At 37.9% G+C, this 20,845-nt stretch carries 18 protein-coding genes and 1 pseudogene; 6 read left to right on the top strand and 13 right to left on the bottom strand.

Going from position 1 to position 20,845, the window contains the following annotated elements; all coding sequences use genetic code 11:
* From VIH09_RS09260 to aspS, 7 genes are all read right to left on the bottom strand, one after another.
* Positions 1 to 531 (bottom strand): NAD(P)H-dependent oxidoreductase subunit E, encoded by a 531-nt coding sequence (locus VIH09_RS09260; protein ID WP_331580211.1) that lies wholly within the window; start codon positions 529 to 531, stop codon positions 1 to 3.
* 3 nt (positions 532 to 534) lie between these two features.
* Complete coding sequence (locus VIH09_RS09265) at positions 535 to 1,773, bottom strand: NADH-quinone oxidoreductase subunit D (RefSeq protein ID WP_331580213.1); 1,239 nt, start codon at positions 1,771 to 1,773, stop codon at positions 535 to 537.
* 32 nt (positions 1,774 to 1,805) lie between these two features.
* Positions 1,806 to 2,327: an NADH-quinone oxidoreductase subunit C gene (locus tag VIH09_RS09270; protein WP_331580215.1), complete on the bottom strand. Its 522-nt coding sequence runs from the start codon at positions 2,325 to 2,327 to the stop codon at positions 1,806 to 1,808.
* A gap of 4 nt (positions 2,328 to 2,331) precedes the next feature.
* A complete protein-coding gene (locus VIH09_RS09275; RefSeq protein ID WP_007137064.1) occupies positions 2,332 to 2,880 on the bottom strand; it encodes an NADH-quinone oxidoreductase subunit B in 549 nt (182 codons plus the stop codon).
* 80 nt (positions 2,881 to 2,960) lie between these two features.
* The gene (locus tag VIH09_RS09280) at positions 2,961 to 3,326 is read right to left on the bottom strand and encodes an NADH-quinone oxidoreductase subunit A (protein ID WP_331580217.1); all 366 of its coding nucleotides are present in this window, start codon (positions 3,324 to 3,326) and stop codon (positions 2,961 to 2,963) included.
* Positions 3,327 to 3,565: 239 nt separating this feature from the next.
* Positions 3,566 to 3,760 (bottom strand): cold-shock protein, encoded by a 195-nt coding sequence (locus VIH09_RS09285; RefSeq protein WP_007137066.1) that lies wholly within the window; start codon positions 3,758 to 3,760, stop codon positions 3,566 to 3,568.
* 131 nt (positions 3,761 to 3,891) lie between these two features.
* A complete protein-coding gene (gene aspS, locus VIH09_RS09290; RefSeq protein WP_331580220.1) occupies positions 3,892 to 5,637 on the bottom strand; it encodes an aspartate--tRNA ligase in 1,746 nt (581 codons plus the stop codon).
* 230 nt (positions 5,638 to 5,867) lie between these two features.
* On the opposite strand from aspS, the gene VIH09_RS09295 reads away from it, so the two are divergent.
* Positions 5,868 to 6,218: a membrane-binding protein gene (locus tag VIH09_RS09295; protein ID WP_331580222.1), complete on the top strand. Its 351-nt coding sequence runs from the start codon at positions 5,868 to 5,870 to the stop codon at positions 6,216 to 6,218.
* 258 nt (positions 6,219 to 6,476) lie between these two features.
* Here VIH09_RS09295 and VIH09_RS09300 read toward each other — a convergent pair whose 3' ends face one another.
* Genes VIH09_RS09300 through VIH09_RS09320 form a run of 5 tightly spaced genes read right to left on the bottom strand, consistent with a single transcriptional unit; the run spans position 6,477 to position 13,626 of the window.
* Complete coding sequence (locus VIH09_RS09300) at positions 6,477 to 9,956, bottom strand: efflux RND transporter permease subunit (protein ID WP_331580224.1); 3,480 nt, start codon at positions 9,954 to 9,956, stop codon at positions 6,477 to 6,479.
* Positions 9,957 to 9,962: 6 nt separating this feature from the next.
* A complete protein-coding gene (locus VIH09_RS09305; protein ID WP_331580226.1) occupies positions 9,963 to 11,129 on the bottom strand; it encodes an efflux RND transporter periplasmic adaptor subunit in 1,167 nt (388 codons plus the stop codon).
* A gap of 17 nt (positions 11,130 to 11,146) precedes the next feature.
* Positions 11,147 to 12,502: a TolC family protein gene (locus VIH09_RS09310; RefSeq protein ID WP_331580229.1), complete on the bottom strand. Its 1,356-nt coding sequence runs from the start codon at positions 12,500 to 12,502 to the stop codon at positions 11,147 to 11,149.
* Positions 12,502 to 13,098 carry a TetR/AcrR family transcriptional regulator gene (locus VIH09_RS09315; RefSeq protein WP_331580231.1) on the bottom strand — a complete coding sequence of 199 codons (597 nt, stop codon included), beginning with the start codon at positions 13,096 to 13,098 and terminating at the stop codon, positions 12,502 to 12,504. The genes VIH09_RS09310 and VIH09_RS09315 overlap by 1 nt, the downstream gene beginning before the upstream one ends.
* 15 nt (positions 13,099 to 13,113) lie before the next feature.
* Positions 13,114 to 13,626 carry a YceI family protein gene (locus VIH09_RS09320; protein ID WP_331580233.1) on the bottom strand — a complete coding sequence of 171 codons (513 nt, stop codon included), beginning with the start codon at positions 13,624 to 13,626 and terminating at the stop codon, positions 13,114 to 13,116.
* A gap of 156 nt (positions 13,627 to 13,782) precedes the next feature.
* Between VIH09_RS09320 and VIH09_RS09325 the strand changes: the two genes are divergently transcribed.
* The gene (locus tag VIH09_RS09325) at positions 13,783 to 14,757 is read left to right on the top strand and encodes a polyprenyl synthetase family protein (protein WP_331580235.1); all 975 of its coding nucleotides are present in this window, start codon (positions 13,783 to 13,785) and stop codon (positions 14,755 to 14,757) included.
* A gap of 41 nt (positions 14,758 to 14,798) precedes the next feature.
* On the top strand, positions 14,799 to 15,152 hold the full coding sequence (locus VIH09_RS09330; protein WP_331580237.1) for a hypothetical protein: 354 nt from the start codon (positions 14,799 to 14,801) through the stop codon (positions 15,150 to 15,152).
* A 24-nt stretch (positions 15,153 to 15,176) separates the two neighbouring features.
* Here the strand turns inward: VIH09_RS09330 and VIH09_RS09335 are convergent, their stop codons facing one another.
* Entirely contained in the window at positions 15,177 to 15,722 is a 546-nt protein-coding gene (locus VIH09_RS09335) for a hypothetical protein (protein ID WP_414656151.1), read from the bottom strand.
* 116 nt (positions 15,723 to 15,838) lie between these two features.
* Between VIH09_RS09335 and VIH09_RS09340 the strand changes: the two genes are divergently transcribed.
* The 3 genes and pseudogenes from VIH09_RS09340 to VIH09_RS09350 form a co-directional block, all read left to right on the top strand.
* Positions 15,839 to 18,616: a 2-oxoglutarate dehydrogenase E1 component gene (locus tag VIH09_RS09340; RefSeq protein WP_331580241.1), complete on the top strand. Its 2,778-nt coding sequence runs from the start codon at positions 15,839 to 15,841 to the stop codon at positions 18,614 to 18,616.
* 165 nt (positions 18,617 to 18,781) lie between these two features.
* Positions 18,782 to 20,008: a 2-oxoglutarate dehydrogenase complex dihydrolipoyllysine-residue succinyltransferase gene (odhB, locus tag VIH09_RS09345; RefSeq protein ID WP_331580242.1), complete on the top strand. Its 1,227-nt coding sequence runs from the start codon at positions 18,782 to 18,784 to the stop codon at positions 20,006 to 20,008.
* A gap of 381 nt (positions 20,009 to 20,389) precedes the next feature.
* A pseudogene (locus tag VIH09_RS09350) lies at positions 20,390 to 20,845 on the top strand (hypothetical protein); the annotation flags it as partial.

The raw sequence follows: 20,845 nt of genomic DNA on the forward strand, positions 1-20,845 counted from the left end.
TTATTTATCGTGTAATATTATTTTATTATCTCTACAGTCAGCTATTAGCTGATCAATTTTGTCTTCGGTAAGGTTTTCTTTGTAAAAATCACCCAATTGCATCATCGGTGCATAACCACAGGCTCCTAAACATTCCACTCCTTTTACTTCAAAAAGTCCGTCTGGAGTAATTTCGCCCACTTTAACACCCAGTTTTTCGCAAGTGTAATCCATCAAGTCTTCGGTTCCTTTTAAACAACAAGGAGAAGTATGACAGAACTCAAACATGTATTTCCCGATAGGTCTTTGATTGTACATGGAATAGAACGAAACCACTTCGTAAACTTCAATCGGTAATATTTGAAGGATTTCAGCCACTTTGTCCATTAATTCAGTACTCAGCCAATTGTCATGAGCATCCTGTACTTCATGTAAAATCGGTAATAAAGCTGATTTTTTCTTGTCTTCAGGATAATGACTCATTAGTTCATTGATACGGTTCATCAATTCTTCCGTCATTTTTATTTCTTGTTTGTAAGGGGTACATTTCATAATTTATGCGTCTAATTCTCCTGCGATTACATTTAAACTTGATAGAATAACAATCGCATCAGAGAGTAATGATCCTTTTATCATTTCTGGATAGGCTTGGTAATAAATAAAACAAGGTCTTCTGAAATGCAATCTATATGGAGTACGACTTCCGTCTGTTACTAAATAAAACCCTAATTCTCCGTTTCCGCCTTCTACAGGATGGTATATTTCCGCCACTGGAACCGGTACTTCGCCCATTACAATTTTGAAATGGTATATTAATGACTCCATATTGGTGTAAACGTCTTCTTTTGGAGGAAGATAGTAGTCAGGAACTTCAGCATGATATTCATTTCCTTCCGGCATTTTTTCAAGTGCTTGGCGAATGATGCTCAAACTTTCCCAAACTTCAGCGTTACGAACGCAAAAACGGTCGTATGTGTCTCCTGATTTTCCAACTGGAATTATGAAGTCGAAATCTTCGTATGAACTATATGGTTGTGCCACTCGGACATCGTAATCTACACCGGCTGCACGCAAGTTGGGTCCTGTGAATCCGTAAGCCATGGCTTGTTCTGCAGAAATTGCCCCTACATTAACCGTTCTGTCGATAAAAATTCGGTTTCTTTCGAATAGGTTTTCAAATTCTTTCCAAGCTGCAGGGAATTCTTCTAAAAACACGTCTAGTTTTCTGAAAGCTTCCGGTGACCAGTCTCTTTCGAAACCACCAATTCTTCCCATGTTAGTGGTCAAACGAGCACCACAAATTTCTTCATAGATTTCGTATACTTTTTCCCTGAACTGGAACACATAAAGGAAACCGGTATAGGCGCCAGTGTCAACTCCCAAGATGGAGTTACAAATGATGTGGTCAGTAATTCTTGCCAACTCCATTACGATGACTCTCAAATATTGAGCCCGTTTAGGAACTTCAATATCCAACAGTTTTTCCAAAGTCATCCACCATCCCATATTGTTAATAGGAGAGGAGCAATAGTTCATTCGGTCAGTAAGTGGGGTAATTTGGTAAAAAGGACGGTTTTCGGCGATTTTTTCAAAGGCACGGTGAATGTAACCAATGGTTGGTTCGGCTTCTAAAATACGCTCTCCATCCATCAACAAAATATTCTGGAAAATTCCGTGTGTAGCTGGGTGAGTAGGACCTAAATTCAGTATGGAAAGCTCGCTTCCATCCTCATTTAGCTTCTCTTTTATCATTTTAGCATATCGATGCTCTGGTGGTAATAATAGTTCTGACATTTATAGAATGTGAAAAATTATATATTCTGTTTTTAGCAATTGTCTATTGTTCTACCGAAAAAACGGTCGTCTTTATCTGTTCTTCCGCCATCTTCCATTGGGAATTCTTTACGCATCGGGAAAGAAATCATTTCATCCATATTCAAGATACGCTTCAGTTGCGGATGTCCTATGAAATCTACTCCATAAAAATCGTAGGTTTCTCTTTCCATCCAATTGGAGCTTAAGAAAATGTTTGAAATCGTTTTTATCTCCGGTTTTTCACCGTTAATGAAGGCTTTGATTTTTATGCGTTTGTTTTCGTACCAATTATGCAAATGGTACACAATTGCAAATTGCCTGTCAACTTCATTATCCGGATAATGTATACCGCACAAATCAGTTAAAAAATGAAAACGCAATATTGGGTCATTTTTCAGGAAAAGGATCACTGCCGTTATTTTGTCGGCGGCCACTTCAAATGAAAACACGTCTTTTTCTTGGTTAAAATGAAAAACATTTTCGCCAAACGTTTCCGTCAATTTGTCCTGAATTTCTATTGTTTCTAGAGCCATTTCGTTATTTGATATTATAAGAAGCCAATAATTCTTGGTATTCTGGAGAACTTCTTCTTCTTACGGATTCCGTTCTAACTAATTCTTGTAATTTCATCACGCCATCCACGATTTGTTCCGGTCTTGGAGGACATCCAGGAACATAGACATCTACAGGGATCACTTTGTCTATTCCTTGTAAAACAGAATAAGTGTCAAAAATCCCTCCCGAAGAAGCGCATGCTCCAACAGCTATAACCCATCTTGGTTCAGCCATTTGTTCGTATACTTGACGTAAAATAGGCGCCATTTTTTTAGAAATGGTTCCCATAACCATTAGCATATCAGCCTGACGTGGAGAAAAACTCACGCGTTCAGAACCGAATCGTGCCAAATCGTAATGTGACGCCATGGTTGCCATAAATTCAATCCCGCAACATGATGTTGCAAAAGGCAATGGCCAAAGCGAATTTGCACGAGCCATACCTACTACATCATTCAGTTTTGTAGCGAAGAAGCCTTCTCCTACAACACCTTCTGGCGGCTCAACCATTTTTATACTTGAATTACTCATTTTTTTTGTTTTGAATTATAAATTGTAAATTTTGAATTAGAATGAAACTTATTTGAAATTCAAGATTTAAAACTATTTTTTTATTCCCAGACTAACGCTTTCTTTTTTATGATGTAGAAAAAACCTACCAAAAGCAAAAGCATGAAAATGATCATTTTAACCATTCCTTCCATTCCCAATTCCTTGAAATTGATTGCCCAAGGATAAAGAAAAATCACCTCGACATCAAATAATACGAATAATATGGCAACAAGAAAGTATTTTACAGAGAAGGGAATACGTGCATTTCCAACCGATTCAACACCACACTCAAAGTTTTTGTCCTTAATTTCTGAGGTTCTTTTTGGGCCCAATTTCCCCGAAACGATAATGGTTCCCACAACAAATCCAACAGCCAGTAAAAACTGTATTAAAATGGGGATATAATTTAATTGATCAGATTGCATAATTAATGTGTTTTATGTGCTAAAATAAGCCACAAAGATAGGTTTCAAGGATTTAAAACACAAGTGTATTCCGAAATTTAGTTAGCGTGAAAATGCAATCGCATTCTAATTTTTAATGATTATAAATAGACGTTTTGAAACTGCATTTTATATCGGAATTTTAGTCGTTAACCAAAAAAAAACGTTCCGAAATAAATCGAAACGTTTAAACATTCGTAGGCAAAAAAATAAATTTTTGCTTAGATAACTGCTACTTTCGCAGCAACTTTTCCTTTTCTTCCTTCTTCTTCTTCATAGCTAACTCTGTCACCTTCGCGTAATTCTTCCGCGTTGATTCCTGAAGCGTGAACAAAAATGTCTTTTCCTGTTTCTTCGTCTGTAATGAATCCGTAACCTTTTGACTCATTGAAAAATTTAACTGTACCTGTACGCATTGTAATAGTAATAATAATTTATAATGGGCAAATATAATGTATAATTATAATACGAATACTATCATTGCCTATTTTTTTATTAAAATAATTGATATTCAACGTTTTCCGGTAAATATATCCGATTAACTACCTTATCGTAATTTTATGTGCAGCTCTTTTAATTGGGATTCGTCAATTATTGATGGCGCATCTATCATTACGTCCCTTCCTGAATTATTTTTTGGGAAAGCGATAAAGTCACGGATGGTTTCTTGACCTCCCAAAATAGCCACCAATCTATCCAATCCAAAAGCTAAGCCGCCATGTGGTGGCGCTCCAAACTGGAAGGCATCCATCAAGAATCCGAATTGTGCTTTTGCGTCTTCTTCGGTAAAACCTAAATATTTAAACATTAACTGCTGTGTCGCCTTATCATGTATACGGATAGAGCCTCCTCCAATTTCATTTCCGTTTAACACCATGTCATATGCATTGGCGCGAACTTTACCCGGATCAGTCTCCAGTAAATGCATGTCTTCCGGTTTAGGGGAAGTAAAAGGATGATGCATCGCATGATAACGACCGCTTTCTTCTTCAAATTCCAATAGAGGGAAGTCTACCACCCATAATGGGGCGAATTCTGCGGGGTTTCTTAATCCCAGTCTTGTGGCCAGTTCCATACGCAAAGCGCTTAGTTGTGCTCTAGTTTTATCTGAGGGTCCAGACAATACAAAGATCATATCGCCGGCTGTCGCTGCAGTCGTTGTTGCCCAATTGCACAAATCAGCCTGATCGTAAAATTTATCTACAGATGATTTATAAGTTCCATCTTCATTGCATTTTACATATACCATTCCACTAGCTCCTACTTGTGGTCGTTTAACCCATTCGATAAGGGCGTCTATTTCTTTTCTCGTATAATTTCCTGCTCCAGGAACTGCAATTCCAACAACAAGTTCTGCAGCATTAAATACTGGGAACTCCTTGTTTTTGGCTACTTCGTTCAATTCGCCAAACTCCATTCCGAAACGGATGTCCGGTTTGTCGTTCCCGTAGGTTTTCATTGCATGCTCGTAAGTCATACGGGGAAATTTATCTACTTCAACTCCTTTTATCTCTTTCAAGAGATGTCTTGTCAATCCTTCAAATACATTTAAAATATCCTCTTGTTCCACAAAAGCCATTTCGCAATCGATTTGCGTAAATTCCGGTTGTCTGTCTGCGCGCAAATCTTCGTCGCGGAAACATTTCACGATTTGGAAGTATTTGTCCATTCCACCCACCATCAATAATTGCTTGAAAGTTTGTGGTGATTGTGGCAAGGCATAAAACTGTCCTTCATTCATTCTGGATGGCACAACGAAATCTCTGGCTCCTTCTGGAGTTGACTTGATTAGGTATGGTGTTTCGACCTCGCAGAAATCCAGGTCAGAAAGGTATTTGCGCACTTCCATAGCTACCTTATGACGAAATAACAAACTGTTTTTCACAGGGTTTCTTCTAATGTCTAGGTAACGGTATTTCATTCTAATGTCTTCACCACCGTCCGTTTCATCTTCAATAGTGAAAGGCGGCGTCAAAGCGGCGTTCAATATTTTTAGTTCGGTGACTAAAAGCTCAATTTCTCCAGTGGGGATGTTTTTGTTTTTGGCTTCGCGCTCTATAACGGTTCCTTTAACCTGAATCACGAATTCACGTCCTAAAGTCTTGGCCAATTCAAATACCGTTTTTTCGGTACGGCCTTCGTCGAAAATCAGTTGTGTAATTCCGTAGCGATCTCTCAAATCAATCCAATTCATGAATCCTTTATCACGAGATTTCTGAACCCAGCCTGCAAGCGTTACTTCAGAGTTTATATGTGAGGCGTTTAATTCGCCACAATTATGACTTCTATACATTATCAAAAGTTTAGATTATTACATCTTTTCGCCCCTTGGGCTTGGCTGCAAATTTAGAATTTATTATGAACAATGAATTGAGAAAATCGGTTTTTTAGTAGCCGTGGATGAATATGTTTTATATTCCCAATGTTAAGCTTTCGCTCAGTGTTACTAAATTGTTATCAAATTGTATTTTTAATGTAAATATCTTTATATATTTGTTAGAGAAACCATTAAAACTTTACAGGATGAAAAAATATATAGTTATCGGAGCGATGCTAATCTCAGGGATGATTTTTGCGCAAAATACTGTAAAACCAAAACTGGAAGCGGTTGGAAATTTGGTTAAGGCTACTTACCTGTATGATAATGGCCAAGTGCAACAAGAGGGTTTTTATAAAAATGGGAAACTGCAAGGGACATGGGTTTCTTATGATACAAATGGAAATAAAAGTGCTGTTGCGGAGTATAATAAAGGACAAAAAGTAGGCAAATGGTTTTTCTGGAATGACTCGGTTCTAAGTGAAGTCGATTATTCAGATAACAGAGTGGCCTCAGTGAAAAACTGGAAACAAGACACAGTGGTTAACGCAGATTAATAGGAGACAATTAAAAAAAAAGCTTCCGCAATGTGTGGAAGCTTTTTTTTATGCCGTTATTTTTATTTGTTATTTCATGGCAAACAAGACAAAACCCGCTACGATAGCCATAGCGGGTTCCTCTTCCATTAAAAAACGATGCTTTTTAAATAGCTTCAATCGATCTTGTAATTCCGTAACGATCTCTCAAATCAATCCAATCCACGAATCCTCTGTCACTAGATTCCTGAATCCAACCCGCAAGTGAAGCCTTAGTGTTTAGCTCGTTATGGTTTTATTTTTTTTTCCGATTCTCCACAATTTGAATAGATTAACCAAATAATACAGTACTGGCACTACAATCAACGTTAGGAATGTTGCAAACACCAATCCGAAGATAACGGTCCAGGCCAATGGTCCCCAGAATATTACATTATCTCCTCCGATGTATATTTTAGGGTCCAATTCGCTAAATAATGAAAAGAAATCGATGTTAAAGCCTATCGCCAATGGTATTAACCCTAATACGGTGGTTATTGCAGTTAATAAAACAGGACGTAATCTTGCTTTACCTCCGTTTACAATCGCTTCAAAAATGTATTCTTTATCTAAGATATTGCTTTCGGGTAAGTTTAGTTCTTCTTTTTTACGGCTCAGCAATAATTCGGTATAATCCAAAAGTACGACCCCGTTATTCACTACAATCCCCGCCAAAGAAATAATACCCATCATAGTCATCATGATTACAAATGGCCACCCGGTAATCATCAAGCCTAGGAATACTCCAATAAAACTTAAAAATACGGCAACCATTATAATTGCTGGTTTTGAAATTGAGTTAAATTGGAAAACTAATATGAGCATGATTAACCCTAAACCGGTAAATAGCGCTCCCATCAAGAAAGACATTTGTTTGTTTTGTTCTTCAATTTGGCCTGTGAAATCAAATTTAACAGATTTTGGAGCGTCAAAATCAGCCATCTCGGCCTGGATTTGATTTACCACTGATCCTGCATCCGTAAAACCGGGAGATAATGCGGAATACAATACCACTACTCGGTTTAAGTCCCTATGTTTAATTGCGCTAAAGGACGATGTGTTCTTTTGGCTTGCCACAGTCGAAACGGGAATTTCTTTTAGCTGGCCTGATGCCATATCCCTAAAAGTTATGTTTTGATTGAAAAGCGTACTTTGGTTGTAACGGTCTTCATAATTAAATCTAACATTGATGTCATAGTCTTCGCCTTTTTCCTTATAGACTCCTGCTTTTTCTCCAAAAACAGAACGCCTTAACTGATTACCAACCTGACTAGCTGAAATTCCCATTCCACCCGCTTTTTCACGATCGACTTGTACTCGCATCGCCGGTTTTCCCTTGTTAACATCTACTTTTAGTTCGTCTATTCCAGGCACGTTTCTACCGTTAATGAATTCTTTCATTCTTTCGGCAGTAACGATCAGTTCGGTGTAATCTTTACCTTTTATCTCAATATTTATCGGATATCCTGCCGGCGGGCCAGCTTGGTCTTTTTCTACAGAAATCGAGATTCCGGGATAGATGTCTTTTAAGGCCTCCTGTACTTTGAGCCTCATCTCTTCAGAATCCCTTCCTTCCCTAAACTTGTATTCTTGCATCGAAACTGTAATCTTTGCTTTATGTGGCATTTCTGCTGATGAACCGCCGTCGGTTTGAGGATTTCCAGCACCTTCTCCAACTTGGGAAACCGCTGACTCCACTAGATAGTTAGATTTCGTTTCCTCATTTACAAATTCTTTAGAATCAAGAACTGCATACACTCTTTTTTCAATGTCTTTTGTTATATTATTTGTCTTCTCAATATCTGTACCTTGAGGGTATTCGATATAAACTATAATTTGATTTGGTTTGTTGTCCGGAAAAAATTCAACTTTTGTTCTGCCACTTCCGACACTCCATCCAAAATAAGATATCAAGACGATAAAGAACATGAAGAACATTCCAACTACTACCATGTATGGTTTTTTGCCGGACAAGAAAAACTTCAACGCCTTCTCATAGCTGTCTTCTAACTTATTTAAAGTATTATTCTGAAATTTTAATGTTCTGTCTTTTATGACATATTTGTACAGCCAAAACATTGCAACTGTAAATATCATCAGGGATCCAAGACCACGAACAGCACCGCCAAAAAAGAGAATCAAAAGTCCAAATGAACCTAGAATCAAAGTCAATCGGATTAACTGTTTTTTTGTCAATATCTTTTCATTGATGTCCATAAACTGTGACACCAAAACAGAATTAAAAAAGATAGCCACAAACAATGAAGAACCTAATACAACAGAAAGCGTTATAGGGAAATATACCATAAATTGGCCCATTACACCCGGCCACAACCCGAGAGGCACGAAGGCGGCCACAGTTGTAAGTGTGGAGATAATGATAGGCATGGCGATTTCTCCAATTCCTTCTTTCGCCGCTTGCATGCGATCCATGCCTTCGTCTTCCATTAATCGAAATACATTCTCGACAACTACAATTCCGTTGTCGACAAGCATTCCCAGTCCCATAATAAGTCCAAAGAGAATCATCGTGTTCATCGTGTAGCCTAATGCATCTAACACCATAAAGGATAGAAACATCGACATGGGTATGGCAAATCCAACAAAAAGGGCGTTTCTAAACCCTAGGAAAAACATTAAAACGCCAACAACAAGGATGATTCCAAAGATAACGTTGTTGACAAGGTCGTCCACTTGATTTAAAGTTTTCGAAGAAGAATCATTTGAAAGCGTTAAATTTAAATCTTTCGGCAAAACATTCTCTTTTGCCTCGGCAATAATAGTTTTGATTTTTTCCGAAGCTTCAATCATGTTTTTTCCGGCCCTCTTTTTTACGTCGAGCATCACGACACTTTTTCCGAATTCTCTTGCGTAAGTGGTTTTGTCAACGTTTTTAAAGGAAACCTTAGCGACATCTTTGAGGTAAACAATTCCGTTTTGTGTCTTTACGACAAAGTTCTCCAAATCGGTTGGCTTTTCTATCTCCCCCTTAATACTGATGGTTCTTCTTTGTCCGCTTGAAATTATATTTCCAGCTGACATGGTCACGTTTCCGTTTCGGATTGCGGTTATTACGTCGTCAAAGCTAACTTTTGACGCCATCATTTTGAACACATCTACTGCAACTTCTACTTCTTTTTCTTGCGCCCCACGAATGTTTACCTCCTTGATTTCTGCTAAACCTTCGATTTCATCTTTCAAATATTCACCAAATTCCTTTAACTTCTCTATTGGAAAGTCACCGGATAGATTTATGTTTAAAATTGGGATTTCTTCGGAAAGGTTCAAGTCAAAAACATTAGGCTCAACCTTAACCCCATTAAAAGTAGGCCAATCTTCGTTAGATTTTTTCCCGTCTACCTTGTCCTTTACTTTTTGTTTTGCTTCCTCAACCGTGATTTTCTCGTCAAATTCAACGGTAATTATTCCGTAATCTTCTTGGGAAGTCGAAAGAATTTCAACAACATTGCTTACATTTTTTATGTCTTCCTCAAGAGGGTCTATGATAAGGCGCTCAATGTCCTCCGCCGTGTTTCCGGGATAGATCGTGCTGATGTATATTTTTGTTTCTTTAATTTCCGGGAAATCCTCTCGCGGCATCGCGTAATAGGCCGAAATCCCCAAAACAAAAAACAATGCCATGATAACGTAAACGGTCATTTTGTTGTCAATGGCCAACGATGACAATTTAAATTCCTTGCTTTTTTTATTCGTGCTCATAATTGGTTATTGTTTTATTATAGACACTTTTTGCCCGTCTTTGATACTTCTGGCTCCCTCTTTTATAATAGAATCGCCATCGTTTAACCCTTCTAATATTTCAATAAGATCTCCTTGTGATTTACCGGTTTTAACGATTACTTTTTTGGCAATTGCCTGACTGTCTTTCCCCGTTTGCTCGGCGATATATATGTATTGCTCGCCATCCGCATTTTCTGAGATGATGCTTAAGGGGACCGTGATTACTTTTAAATTAGAGTAATCGTTGATGTTTATTTTGGCAGATAGGTTAGGTTTGATAAGACCGGATTTGTTGGGCACCTGAATTTGCACTTTAAAAGAACGGTTCCCCGGGTTGATATTATTGTTTACTAATGATATTGTAGTGGTTATTTTTTCGTTCAACATTGGGAAATCCACTATTACCTCCGTTCCGCGTTTTACGGCCCCGATGTATTTCTCAGGCACCTCAGCTTCGAGATACATGTTCCCAAGATTGATGACTCTTAAAACAGGACTTCCTAGGCCTACAACCGAACCTTTTTCTGTTATGATCTCGTCGACAATACCTGAAAAGGGTGCTTTTATAATTGTTTTAGCCATTTGTCTTTTTAATTGTAGAACGGCTTTGTTTTGCGCTTCGTAGTTTGATTTCGCCTGTAAGTATTGAATTTCCGAACCAATTTTTTGATCCCAAAGATTCTTTTGTCTGTCAAATGTAGTTTTTGCTAAAACGGCTTGAATTTCTAGCTGCGCCAACTGTTGTGTAAGCCCCCCATCATCGATTTTCCCTAGGGCTTGTCCTTTTGATACCCTTTGCCCTTCTTTGACGTATATTTGCATTAGGATCCCGCCAAATTCGGCGTTAACGACAATGTTTTCTTTAGTTTGAACGGCTGCTTGTAATTCCAAGTAATGTTTGAAAACAGTGTCTTTTGCTTGAAATGTTGTGATAAGAGTTTCTTTATGGTTTTGATCCAAGGCGCTAATGGCATCATCTATTTTTTTTAATTCTTTCGACAATACATCTGCTTGTGTAATCACTTCGGAGCGTTTTAATCGTAATTCTTTTAAGTTGCCTTTTTCTATTAGTGCTTCGGTTGAGTTTTTTTTGTCACCGCCACATGATAGCAATGCAAGTGAAAATACGGTTAGAAAAATATTTTTTATCATTGGAATGTAGTTTAATTTTATTTGTTGGTTAATTTTTCTAGACTTGCTTTTTTATTGATAATATTTACCATTGATTGCAAGTATTGCTGTTGTGTTGAATATAATTGTCTTTGTGCTTCACTGAAATCAAAACTGGAAGACAATCCCTCTGTAAACTTGATTTGTTGTTTCTTTTCAATCCTTTCGGCAAGGTTTAAATTGTTTTTGGCTGTGGCATATTCTTCGATGCTAAATTCGTATTCACTTTTCGCATTTGCATACTGCAACTTTAATCTTTGGCCCGTCTCGCTCAATTGAGTCTTGGCTTGCTCTACGGCTATTTTGGCTTGCTGGGTTCTGGAACTTCTGGCCAAACTGCTGAAGATAGGGATGTTCAGGTTCAGTCCAAAATTGGAGTAATTCAACCATTTTTGATTTTGGGAAAAGAATTGAAACTCTTCTCCAAAGGCGTTGTATCCGAAATTAAGATTGGCCGATAATGACGGCAAAGCCTTGCTTTTTTGCAATTTATATTCAAGTTGCCTTTGTTCTTCTAAATTCAGTGCCATTTGATAGTTTATGTTATCCGCAGTGTTGAACTCTTTTTGCGAAAAAGCTAGGTCCAGATTGGTTATTGTTAAGTTTTCCAATTTGTCCGTTAATATCAATTGGTCGTCTATATCAATCCCCAAGGTGATTTTTAGCATCTTATTGGCTATGTCCAATAAACGAACCGTGTTTTTCAAATTACTGTCCAGGGAAGCTAGTGTAATTTGCAATTGTTCTACATTTTCCTCTTCAATCAGCCCGTTCTTAAATGTTTCTTTGGTGTCGAATAATGTTTTTTCTAAAGTACTCTTGTTCTTTCTTAAAATTGCGATGCTTTCCCCTGCCAACAATACGTTTCCGTAGGAATTGATGGTCATTTCTTTGATGTCAAGGTCTGTTTTTTGTTTCGCGTTTTGATAGAATTTCAGATAAGTTTTTGAAGCCTGTAAGGCAACGATATAGGAGCCGTCAAATATCAACTGGCTTAGTGAAACTCGCGCATTCATGTTTTGTTTTGTTCCAAAGGCGACTTCTGCGAATTCACCCTTATTGCCTCCGAAAAATTCTGCGGGCACCAATGACTTTTGCAATTCGAAATTATTTTGGTAATCGACAAAACCGTCTATTTGTGGCAAACCGTCCGCCGTGGTTTCCCATTTTTTCTGCTTGGCAGTTTGAATGTCTCGGCCAGCATTTATCACAGTGTAGTTATTGTCTAAAGCGTGGCTTATGGCCTGTTCAAGACTGAAGGAATGGGTGTTCTTCAGCTGTTCGCTTTGGCTCGAGTCTTGTGATTTTGCGGTGATCGCAAATGTCAAGAATGCCATGAAAATTAGTTTCTTCATTATATGATAGGGTTTTGTAAGTGTTTTTCAAGTTCATTGATTCCCGCAGGGGTCGCCATGGAACGGGTATGGTATTCCAAAATTTCCAATTCTAATTTTTGCGCTTCTTTTTCAGATTGGGTTGTTTCTTTTGCGCTAAATATAAGCGTGTAATAAAATTTGGTGTAACTGTCTACGTTGATGTTTCCTCTGTACAATCCTTGTTTGATTCCTTTTTCAATATTTTGTCTGAAAACGGAGTTGCATTCCGTAATTTCTTTTGCCATTACCTTCTCATATATTTCCGGATAATGTTTTTTCAATTGATAAATGGGTGATGTGTCTGAGGCCTGAAACATTTCCTTAAACATTTTTCGTATCTCAAAATTTTCTTCAATCGCATTATGATTCTTTGCTACAATGTTGTCTATGATTTCATGTACTTCTTTATGGATTAAAGCGGTGCTTTCCTCAACAAGTATTTCCTTGTTGCAGAAATATTTGTAAATGGTTTTTTTTGAAATGCACATCTCGCTTGCAATATCGTCCATGGTGATACTCTTAAAACCTAGTTTCAAGAACATGTCGCTCGCTTTTGTAATTATTTTTTCTTTCATGTTTTGCTCCTTTTTTTAAACTGAAAACTCCAAACTGGCAATCAGTTTTATATCTTGACCTAAGGACAATCCCCCCGTTTGATGGTTAGAATTTGAAGTTAGCCCAAAATCTTTTCGGTTTATTTGCCCGACTACTTCAAATACTGCCTTTTCAACTCCTTCAAAAGTTCTTATTCCAATAAATTCAGCATCAAGTTCCACCACTTTAGTTATGTTGCGAATGGTCATTTCTCCTTTTAAAAAGTTAATGTTGTTGTTTATTTTTTGGAATGAAGTCGATTTAAAATTGATATATGGTAAATCATTTAAATGTAAAAAATCTAAGGTGGTATCCGTATTAGTAATGTCTAAGCAAAATTCAATTGATGCATCTTCTATTTCATCTTTGTGAATGTTTACGTGTCCTTTAAATTTATTGATGGATCCTGCTATGTAGGCAATTATAGAGTGTCTTGCTTTAATGAGAACGTCAGATTGATTAGAATCAACTGTCCATTTTGTCGCTGGTATCGGTAGGGTAGTATTCATAGCTAATTCCAAATGTTAATTTTCAGTGCAAATGTAATAAGGAAACTTTGAATACTAAAATAGTTTCCATTGTATTTTTACATTTTTAACATTTCATTAAGAAACGGGGTTTGTAATCACGGCTGAATGCTGTAAATTAGCCAAAAAATTATTTTCATGCATGCCATTAACCAGTACCAGGACTTTTTCCTTAGCTATTTAGAAAATCAATTTGTCACTAAAGAACCTAGAAATCTATATGAGCCCATTACCTATATTTTGGGTTTAGGCGGTAAAAGAATGCGTCCGGTTTTGACATTAATGGCGGCGGAAGTATTTAATGCAGATTATAAAAAAGCGCTGCCTGCTGCTATGGCTGTTGAGGTTTTTCATAATTTTTCACTTGTTCATGATGACATTATGGATGATGCGCCATTACGCCGAGGAAACCAAACCGTTCATGAGAAGTGGGATGTTAATTCGGGGATTCTGTCCGGTGACGCGATGCTTATTCTGGCATATCAATATTTCGAACAATACGAGCCTGTTATTTTTATGCAATTGGCTAAACTTTTCAGTAAAACAGCACTTGAAGTTTGTGAAGGCCAACAGTGGGATGTTGATTTTGAAACTCGGAATGATGTTACTATTCCTGAATATCTCAAGATGATTGAGTATAAAACAGCTGTTCTTGTCGCGGCCGCCATGAAAATGGGAGCGGTAATTGCTGAAACTTCTGACGAGAATGCCGATTTGATTTATGAATTTGGATTGAATTTAGGCTTGGCTTTCCAATTGCAAGATGATTACTTAGATGCTTTCGGTGATCCGAAAACTTTTGGGAAACAAGTGGGAGGGGATATTATTGAAAATAAAAAAACCTATCTGTATCTAAAAGCAATCGCTTTTTCCAATGAGGAACAAGCGTCACAGTTGACGCAAGTGTTTTCAAAGCGTCTTGATGATAATGCGGACAAGATTAATTGGGTAAAAGAAATTTTCAATGATTCGGGTGCTTCAAAAGCAACGCAGCAGGCAATAGAGGATTATACTTTTAAAGCCTTTGGAACCTTAGAAAAAATGAATATCGGGGAAGACAAGAAAGCGATGTTAAGGGCTTTCGGGGAAAACTTAATGAGTAGGAAAGTGTAGCTTTAGAACTCTGATTTCATTAATTAAAAAACAAAAAACGAATGTTTGTAGCGCCAAAAAATGTCGATTTATTGCTTTCGGAAGCGGAAAAGGAAGCTTTGTACCTCAAGCTAATTGAACAGATAAACAAGGATTTTAATTTGGCCAATGAAGGGATTGATTTTCCGATGAGCATTGCTCCCGACGAATTGAAAATCCAATTGCACGAAAAAATCTATAGGTTGATTCAGTACAAATTTGCCGAATACCTTAATCTACTTTACATAATTGACGTTTCTGAGGAGGAGGTGAAGAGAATGGATGGTTCGGACTTGGTTGTTTTAGCTGAGCAAGTGTCTTTTTTAGTTCTAAAAAGGGAATGGCAAAAAGTCTGGTTTAAAAACAAATACCGTTAATTATAAGTAAATGGCGCTTGGTTTTTAGAAATAAACCCTTACAAACGGCATAAAAGCATCGCTATACACTCCTTTGTTATCGTCTTGTAATACATTATAGCGCACTCCGATAGTGACATTATTTGAGCGGTATCCCGCGCCCAAAAATAGGCCCGTGTTCCAGAAACCTTCCCGAACGTAGGCGGGATCGTTCGGATTTATATTCACGCGTAATTCTTCAAGCTCCGCCGAAAGTTGAATTTCTCTTATCGGGTTGAATAGTGCAATAAGGCTTCCGCCATACAAATGGGAGTTATAATAATTTTTTTGGCTTACATAAGAATATTGCACGCCAAGCCCTAAGGCTACATATTCATTAAAATTATAGATTGCGCTGGGCGTTAATGATATGTCAGTATATCCGGAACCAAAACCCAATCCAATACCACCGCCAATTTGAACATGGTTCCAGAAGTCAGTGCTTGATCTTGGCGTATTGCTTTGTTGTTGGGCAAATAATCCATTCGAAATAAATGAGACAATAAGTACCAAAATTGATTTGGAAACGCGCTGAAAGTTATTTTTTCTCATAAACATCTCGGCTTTTAACATTTTAACACATAAAAGTATTTAAAAGTAAATGTAAATTTAGTGGATTATTGTACTTTTGCCAAACTATTTTAACAAAAAGTATATTCACTAATATTATGGATAGGTTCTCATTTTTAAACGCAGCACATACAGAATTTTTTGCACAATTATACGACCAGTACTTAGAAAATCCAGATAGCGTAGAGCCAAGTTGGAGAAGTTTCTTTCAAGGTTTCGACTTTGGAATGGAGACTTACAATGGTGAAAATCCTGTCGAACATATTGTCGCTGCCGCTTCAGGCACTGTTGACTACTCACAAATTTCTGAAAAACTTCAAAAAGAGTTTAATGTATTAAAACTGGTTGACGGGTACCGTACCCGTGGACATTTGTTCACAAAAACGAACCCGGTAAGAGAAAGAAGAACATTCGAGCCTAATCTTGACATTACTAATTTTGGACTTTCATCAGCAGATTTAAATACTGTTTTTGACGCCGCTAAAATTATCGGGCGCGCTCCTTGCACTTTAGCCGAAATCATACAACACCTTGATACCATATACTGCCAGCACATAGGGGTAGAGTATATGTACATCCGAAAGCCAGAAATTGTAAGCTGGATTCAAGAGAAACTAGGGGTTAACGACAATCAGCCTAATTTTTCTGCAGAAGAGAAAAAATCGATTCTGAATAAATTGAATGAGGCCGTTTCCTTTGAGAGTTTTCTTCATACCAAATATGTGGGTCAAAAACGATTTTCATTAGAAGGTGGGGAAACGATAATCCCAGCTCTTGATGCGTTAATCGAAAAAGCAGCCGAAAAGGGAGTCGAACAGTTTGTTATGGGAATGGCACATCGTGGCCGCTTGAACGTTTTGGCAAATATATTTGGCAAATCAACCCAAGATATATTCGGCGAATTCGACGGTAAAGATTACGATCAGGAATATTTTGATGGTGATGTAAAATACCATTTAGGTCTTACCGCTGATAAAACAACAAGAACAGGAAAACACATTAGCATCAATCTTGCTCCAAACCCTTCGCATTTGGAAACAGTGGGAGCGGTAATTGAAGGAATTACCAGAGCAAAACAGGATAAATATTTTTCGGATGACTTTTCAAAAGTCTTACCAATTGCCGTTCACGGTGATGCCGCAATAGCGGGACAAGGTATTCTTTATGAAATTATCCAGATGGCACAACTTGACGGATATAAAACGGGAGGTACCATTCATATCGTAATCAATAATCAGGTAGGTTTTACAACCAATTATCTTGATGGACGTTCGTCAACGTATTGTACGGATGTTGCCAAAGTAACGCTATCGCCAGTGTTGCATGTCAATGGTGATGATGCTGAAGCCGTGGTTCACGCCATGTCTTTTGCATTGGATTTCAGAATGCAATTTGGTCGTGACGTATTCATTGACTTGTTAGGCTACAGAAAATATGGACACAACGAAGGAGATGAGCCTCGTTTTACACAACCTGTGTTATATAAAATTATTGCCAAGCATCAGAATCCAAGAGAATTGTATGCCGCAAAATTATTGTCGGAAGGTGTCATAGATATCAATTTTGTAAAAGGTCTCGAAGTTGAATACAAATCGGATCTTGAATTAAACCTAGAGGCATCCCGTAAAAAGACCTTGACCGTAATTACACCGTTCATGAAAAATGAATGGGAAGGTTTCGTGCAAGTCACCGATACGCAAATGCTTGAAAAAGTGGATACATCTTATCCAAAGGAAGATTTGACAGTCGTTGCAAATGCAGTTTGTAATTTGCCTTCGGATAAAAAGTTTATCAATAAAATTCAAAAACTGATCAACGACAGGAAAACCATGTTTTTCGAAACCGACAGGTTGGATTGGGCTATGGCTGAACATTTGGCTTATGGTTCGTTGATGAGAGAAGGATATGATGTTCGTATTTCTGGTCAGGACGTCGAGCGTGGAACTTTTTCGCATCGTCATGCCGTTGTAAAAGTCGAAGATTCTGAAGAAGAAGTAGTTTTGATAAATAATTTAGAAGGAGAAAATTTAGGAAAATTTAATATTTTCAACTCTCTTTTATCTGAATATGGAGTTTTAGGTTTCGATTACGGTTATGCTTTGGCTAGCCCGAATACACTGACCATATGGGAAGCGCAGTTTGGGGATTTCAGCAATGGAGCCCAGATTATGATTGACCAATATATTTCTTGTGGAGAAGACAAATGGAACAACCAAAACGGAATCGTTCTGTTGTTGCCTCACGGATATGAAGGACAAGGAGCTGAGCATTCTTCTGCAAGAATGGAGCGTTATTTGCAACTTTGCGCCAGACATAACATGTTTGTTGCCGACTGTACAACGCCAGCCAATTTCTTCCACTTGCTAAGAAGACAAATGAAAACGAAATTCCGCAAGCCGCTTGTCGTGTTTACGCCAAAGAGTTTGTTGCGTGATCCAAGGGTCGTTTCATCGGCGGAGGAATTTGCCACAGGTAGTTTCCAGGAAACTTTTGATGACGAAACAGTCAACAAAGAACAAGTGAAAACATTGGTATTCTGTACAGGTAAATTCTATTATGACATTACCGCCGAAAGAGAAAATAACGGTCGCAAAGATGTTGCCGTTGTCAGAATAGAGCAATTGTTCCCTTTGCCGGTGGAACAATTAAAAGAGATTATAGCGAGATATCCAAATGCAGACGATTACGTTTGGGCACAGGAAGAACCAAAGAACATGGGGGCTTATGGCTTTATGTTGATGAATTTCAATTTAGTGAAATTCAGACTGGCTTCTCTAAAAGCCTACTCAGCGTCAGCTTCGGGAAGTTACACCAGAGCAAAACGACGTCATGCGGATGCCCTGAAAATGGTTTTTGATAAAAACTTATTTTTGTAAAATAAGGAGCTATTTCCCGCTGTTTGCTATATCTTTTTATTGAAAAAATATAGAGGTAATTGCGAGACTAATTGGACATCGAGGCTAGAAAATAAAGCACATAAAAAAGAAATTGTTTTTAGGACAGTTCGAAAATAAAAATTCATAATTTAAAAATTATAAAAGATGATTTTAGAAATGAAAGTCCCATCACCAGGGGAATCTATTAAGGAAGTTGAAATTGCAACTTGGTTAGTAAAAGACGGAGATTATGTAGAGAAAGACCAAGCAATCGCTGAGGTTGATTCTGACAAAGCAACACTGGAATTACCAGCTGAAGCAAGTGGGATTATCACGTTAAAAGCAGAAGAAGGTGATGCAGTGGCGGTAGGGGCAGTAGTTTGTTTAATCGATACTGCAGCAGCAAAACCATCCAGTTCAGTTCCTGCGCCGGCAGCGGCTCCAGTTGCCGAGGCGCCAAAAGCGGCTCCGGCTCCAGCAGCAGCAGCACCGACAGCTCCAGCGGCAACATATGCTTCAGGAACACCATCTCCGGCAGCAAGAAAAATATTGGATGAAAAAAATATCGGTCCGGCTACTGTAACAGGAACTGGTAAGGACGGTAGAATAACTAAAGACGACGCTGTAAATGCAACGCCATCTATGGGAACCCCTACAGGTGGAAGCCGTGGTTCTGAGCGTTCAAAACTTTCGATGTTGCGTCGTAAAGTAGCGGAAAGATTGGTTGCCGCCAAAAACGAAACGGCTATGTTGACTACTTTTAACGAAGTAAACATGACGCCTATCAACTTGATTCGTAATCAATATAAAGAGGAATTCAAAGCTAAACATGCAGGCGTTGGTTTAGGATATATGTCATTTTTCACAAAAGCGGTAACTAGAGCATTGCAATTGTATCCGGATGTGAACTCAATGATGGACGGTGACTATAAAATAGCTTACGATTTCTGTGATATCTCCATCGCGGTTTCGGGACCAAAAGGATTAATGGTTCCAGTTGTTCGCAATGCAGAGAACTTGACTTTCCGTGGTGTTGAAGCAGATATTAAAAGATTGGCCATAAAAGCACGTGACGGACAGATTACAGTTGACGATATGACTGGTGGTACTTTTACGATTACTAACGGTGGTGTATTTGGAAGTATGTTATCTACTCCAATCATCAATCCTCCTCAATCTGGAATTCTAGGGATGCACAACATTATCGAACGTCCAATTGCCGTAAACGGTAAAGTGGAAATTCACCCAATGATGTATGTGGCACTTTCTTATGACCACAGAATTATTGATGGTCGTGAGTCTGTTGGTTTCTTGGTTGCCGTAAAGGAAGCATTAGAAAACCCGATGGAATTATTGTTGGACAACAATCCTAAAAAAGCATTTGAACTATAAAGAAGTATAAGTTTTAAGAACTATCAATCCCTCGTCTGTTGAAAAACGGTCAAGGGATTTTTTTTGGTTTAATAAATCGTGTTAATGTAATTTTTTATGATTTTTTTTATGTTTATGATTTTTTATTGCTTAAAAATTTATTGGGATACTATTTTTTAACAACGAATAATAATAATTTCCCACTACATTACCACAACATTTAATTGAATTATCGGTTTCGATACCCATCCCTAAATTAAGTAAATGCTTGCAATACCATATTTTACTGTCATTAATGATAAATAGCTTGATTAAAATTTTGTATAGTTTTTAGATGCTCTAGTTTTAAAGTGACAACGCAATACATTCATAAATTTGAGAACAACTAAATAACTCAAGCTTATGAAAAAAATTACCCACTTAATTATCTTAATGGTTTCTTCATTAGGGTTTGCCCAAACGCCTACGAGTGCGGCCCCAACACCGCCCTCAAGAATCGCTAGTGATGTGATCTCGATTTACGGCTCTGCTTACGCTAATATCGCGGGCGTCAATACAAACCCAAATTGGGGTCAAAGCACTGTAGTTACCGAAGAGGCGATTGCCGGCAATAATGCTTTAAAGTATGCCAATTTTAATTATCAAGGTACTGATTGGTCAGGCAATCCCCAAAACATTTCTACCATGGAATATTTGCATGTTGATGTTTGGACTGACAATCAAAGCCCAAATGTATATGTAATCAGTTCAGGCGCAGAAATCCCTCATGCTATTTCCAGTGTATCGGGTTCATGGCAATCTTTGAATATTCCTGTAGCGGGCATTACCGGAAATTTAGCAAATACCATTCAGTTTAAG

Source organism: Flavobacterium sp. (assembly GCF_036515215.1).
Lineage (GTDB): Bacteria > Bacteroidota > Bacteroidia > Flavobacteriales > Flavobacteriaceae > Flavobacterium.

Excerpts from the sequence above, each read along its gene's own strand:
- VIH09_RS09260 (WP_331580211.1), bottom strand. The coding sequence starts at position 531 with ATGAAATGTACCCCTTACAAACAAGAAATAAAAATGACGGAAGAATTG.
- VIH09_RS09265 (WP_331580213.1), bottom strand. The coding sequence starts at position 1,773 with ATGTCAGAACTATTATTACCACCAGAGCATCGATATGCTAAAATGATA.
- VIH09_RS09270 (WP_331580215.1), bottom strand. The coding sequence starts at position 2,327 with ATGGCTCTAGAAACAATAGAAATTCAGGACAAATTGACGGAAACGTTT.
- VIH09_RS09275 (WP_007137064.1), bottom strand. The coding sequence starts at position 2,880 with ATGAGTAATTCAAGTATAAAAATGGTTGAGCCGCCAGAAGGTGTTGTA.
- VIH09_RS09280 (WP_331580217.1), bottom strand. The coding sequence starts at position 3,326 with ATGCAATCTGATCAATTAAATTATATCCCCATTTTAATACAGTTTTTA.
- VIH09_RS09285 (WP_007137066.1), bottom strand. The coding sequence starts at position 3,760 with ATGCGTACAGGTACAGTTAAATTTTTCAATGAGTCAAAAGGTTACGGA.
- aspS (WP_331580220.1), bottom strand. The coding sequence starts at position 5,637 with ATGTATAGAAGTCATAATTGTGGCGAATTAAACGCCTCACATATAAAC.
- VIH09_RS09295 (WP_331580222.1), top strand. The coding sequence starts at position 5,868 with ATGAAAAAATATATAGTTATCGGAGCGATGCTAATCTCAGGGATGATT.
- VIH09_RS09300 (WP_331580224.1), bottom strand. The coding sequence starts at position 9,956 with ATGAGCACGAATAAAAAAAGCAAGGAATTTAAATTGTCATCGTTGGCC.
- VIH09_RS09305 (WP_331580226.1), bottom strand. The coding sequence starts at position 11,129 with ATGATAAAAAATATTTTTCTAACCGTATTTTCACTTGCATTGCTATCA.
- VIH09_RS09310 (WP_331580229.1), bottom strand. The coding sequence starts at position 12,502 with ATGAAGAAACTAATTTTCATGGCATTCTTGACATTTGCGATCACCGCA.
- VIH09_RS09315 (WP_331580231.1), bottom strand. The coding sequence starts at position 13,098 with ATGAAAGAAAAAATAATTACAAAAGCGAGCGACATGTTCTTGAAACTA.
- VIH09_RS09320 (WP_331580233.1), bottom strand. The coding sequence starts at position 13,626 with ATGAATACTACCCTACCGATACCAGCGACAAAATGGACAGTTGATTCT.
- VIH09_RS09325 (WP_331580235.1), top strand. The coding sequence starts at position 13,783 with ATGCATGCCATTAACCAGTACCAGGACTTTTTCCTTAGCTATTTAGAA.
- VIH09_RS09330 (WP_331580237.1), top strand. The coding sequence starts at position 14,799 with ATGTTTGTAGCGCCAAAAAATGTCGATTTATTGCTTTCGGAAGCGGAA.
- VIH09_RS09335 (WP_414656151.1), bottom strand. The coding sequence starts at position 15,722 with ATGAGAAAAAATAACTTTCAGCGCGTTTCCAAATCAATTTTGGTACTT.
- VIH09_RS09340 (WP_331580241.1), top strand. The coding sequence starts at position 15,839 with ATGGATAGGTTCTCATTTTTAAACGCAGCACATACAGAATTTTTTGCA.
- odhB (WP_331580242.1), top strand. The coding sequence starts at position 18,782 with ATGATTTTAGAAATGAAAGTCCCATCACCAGGGGAATCTATTAAGGAA.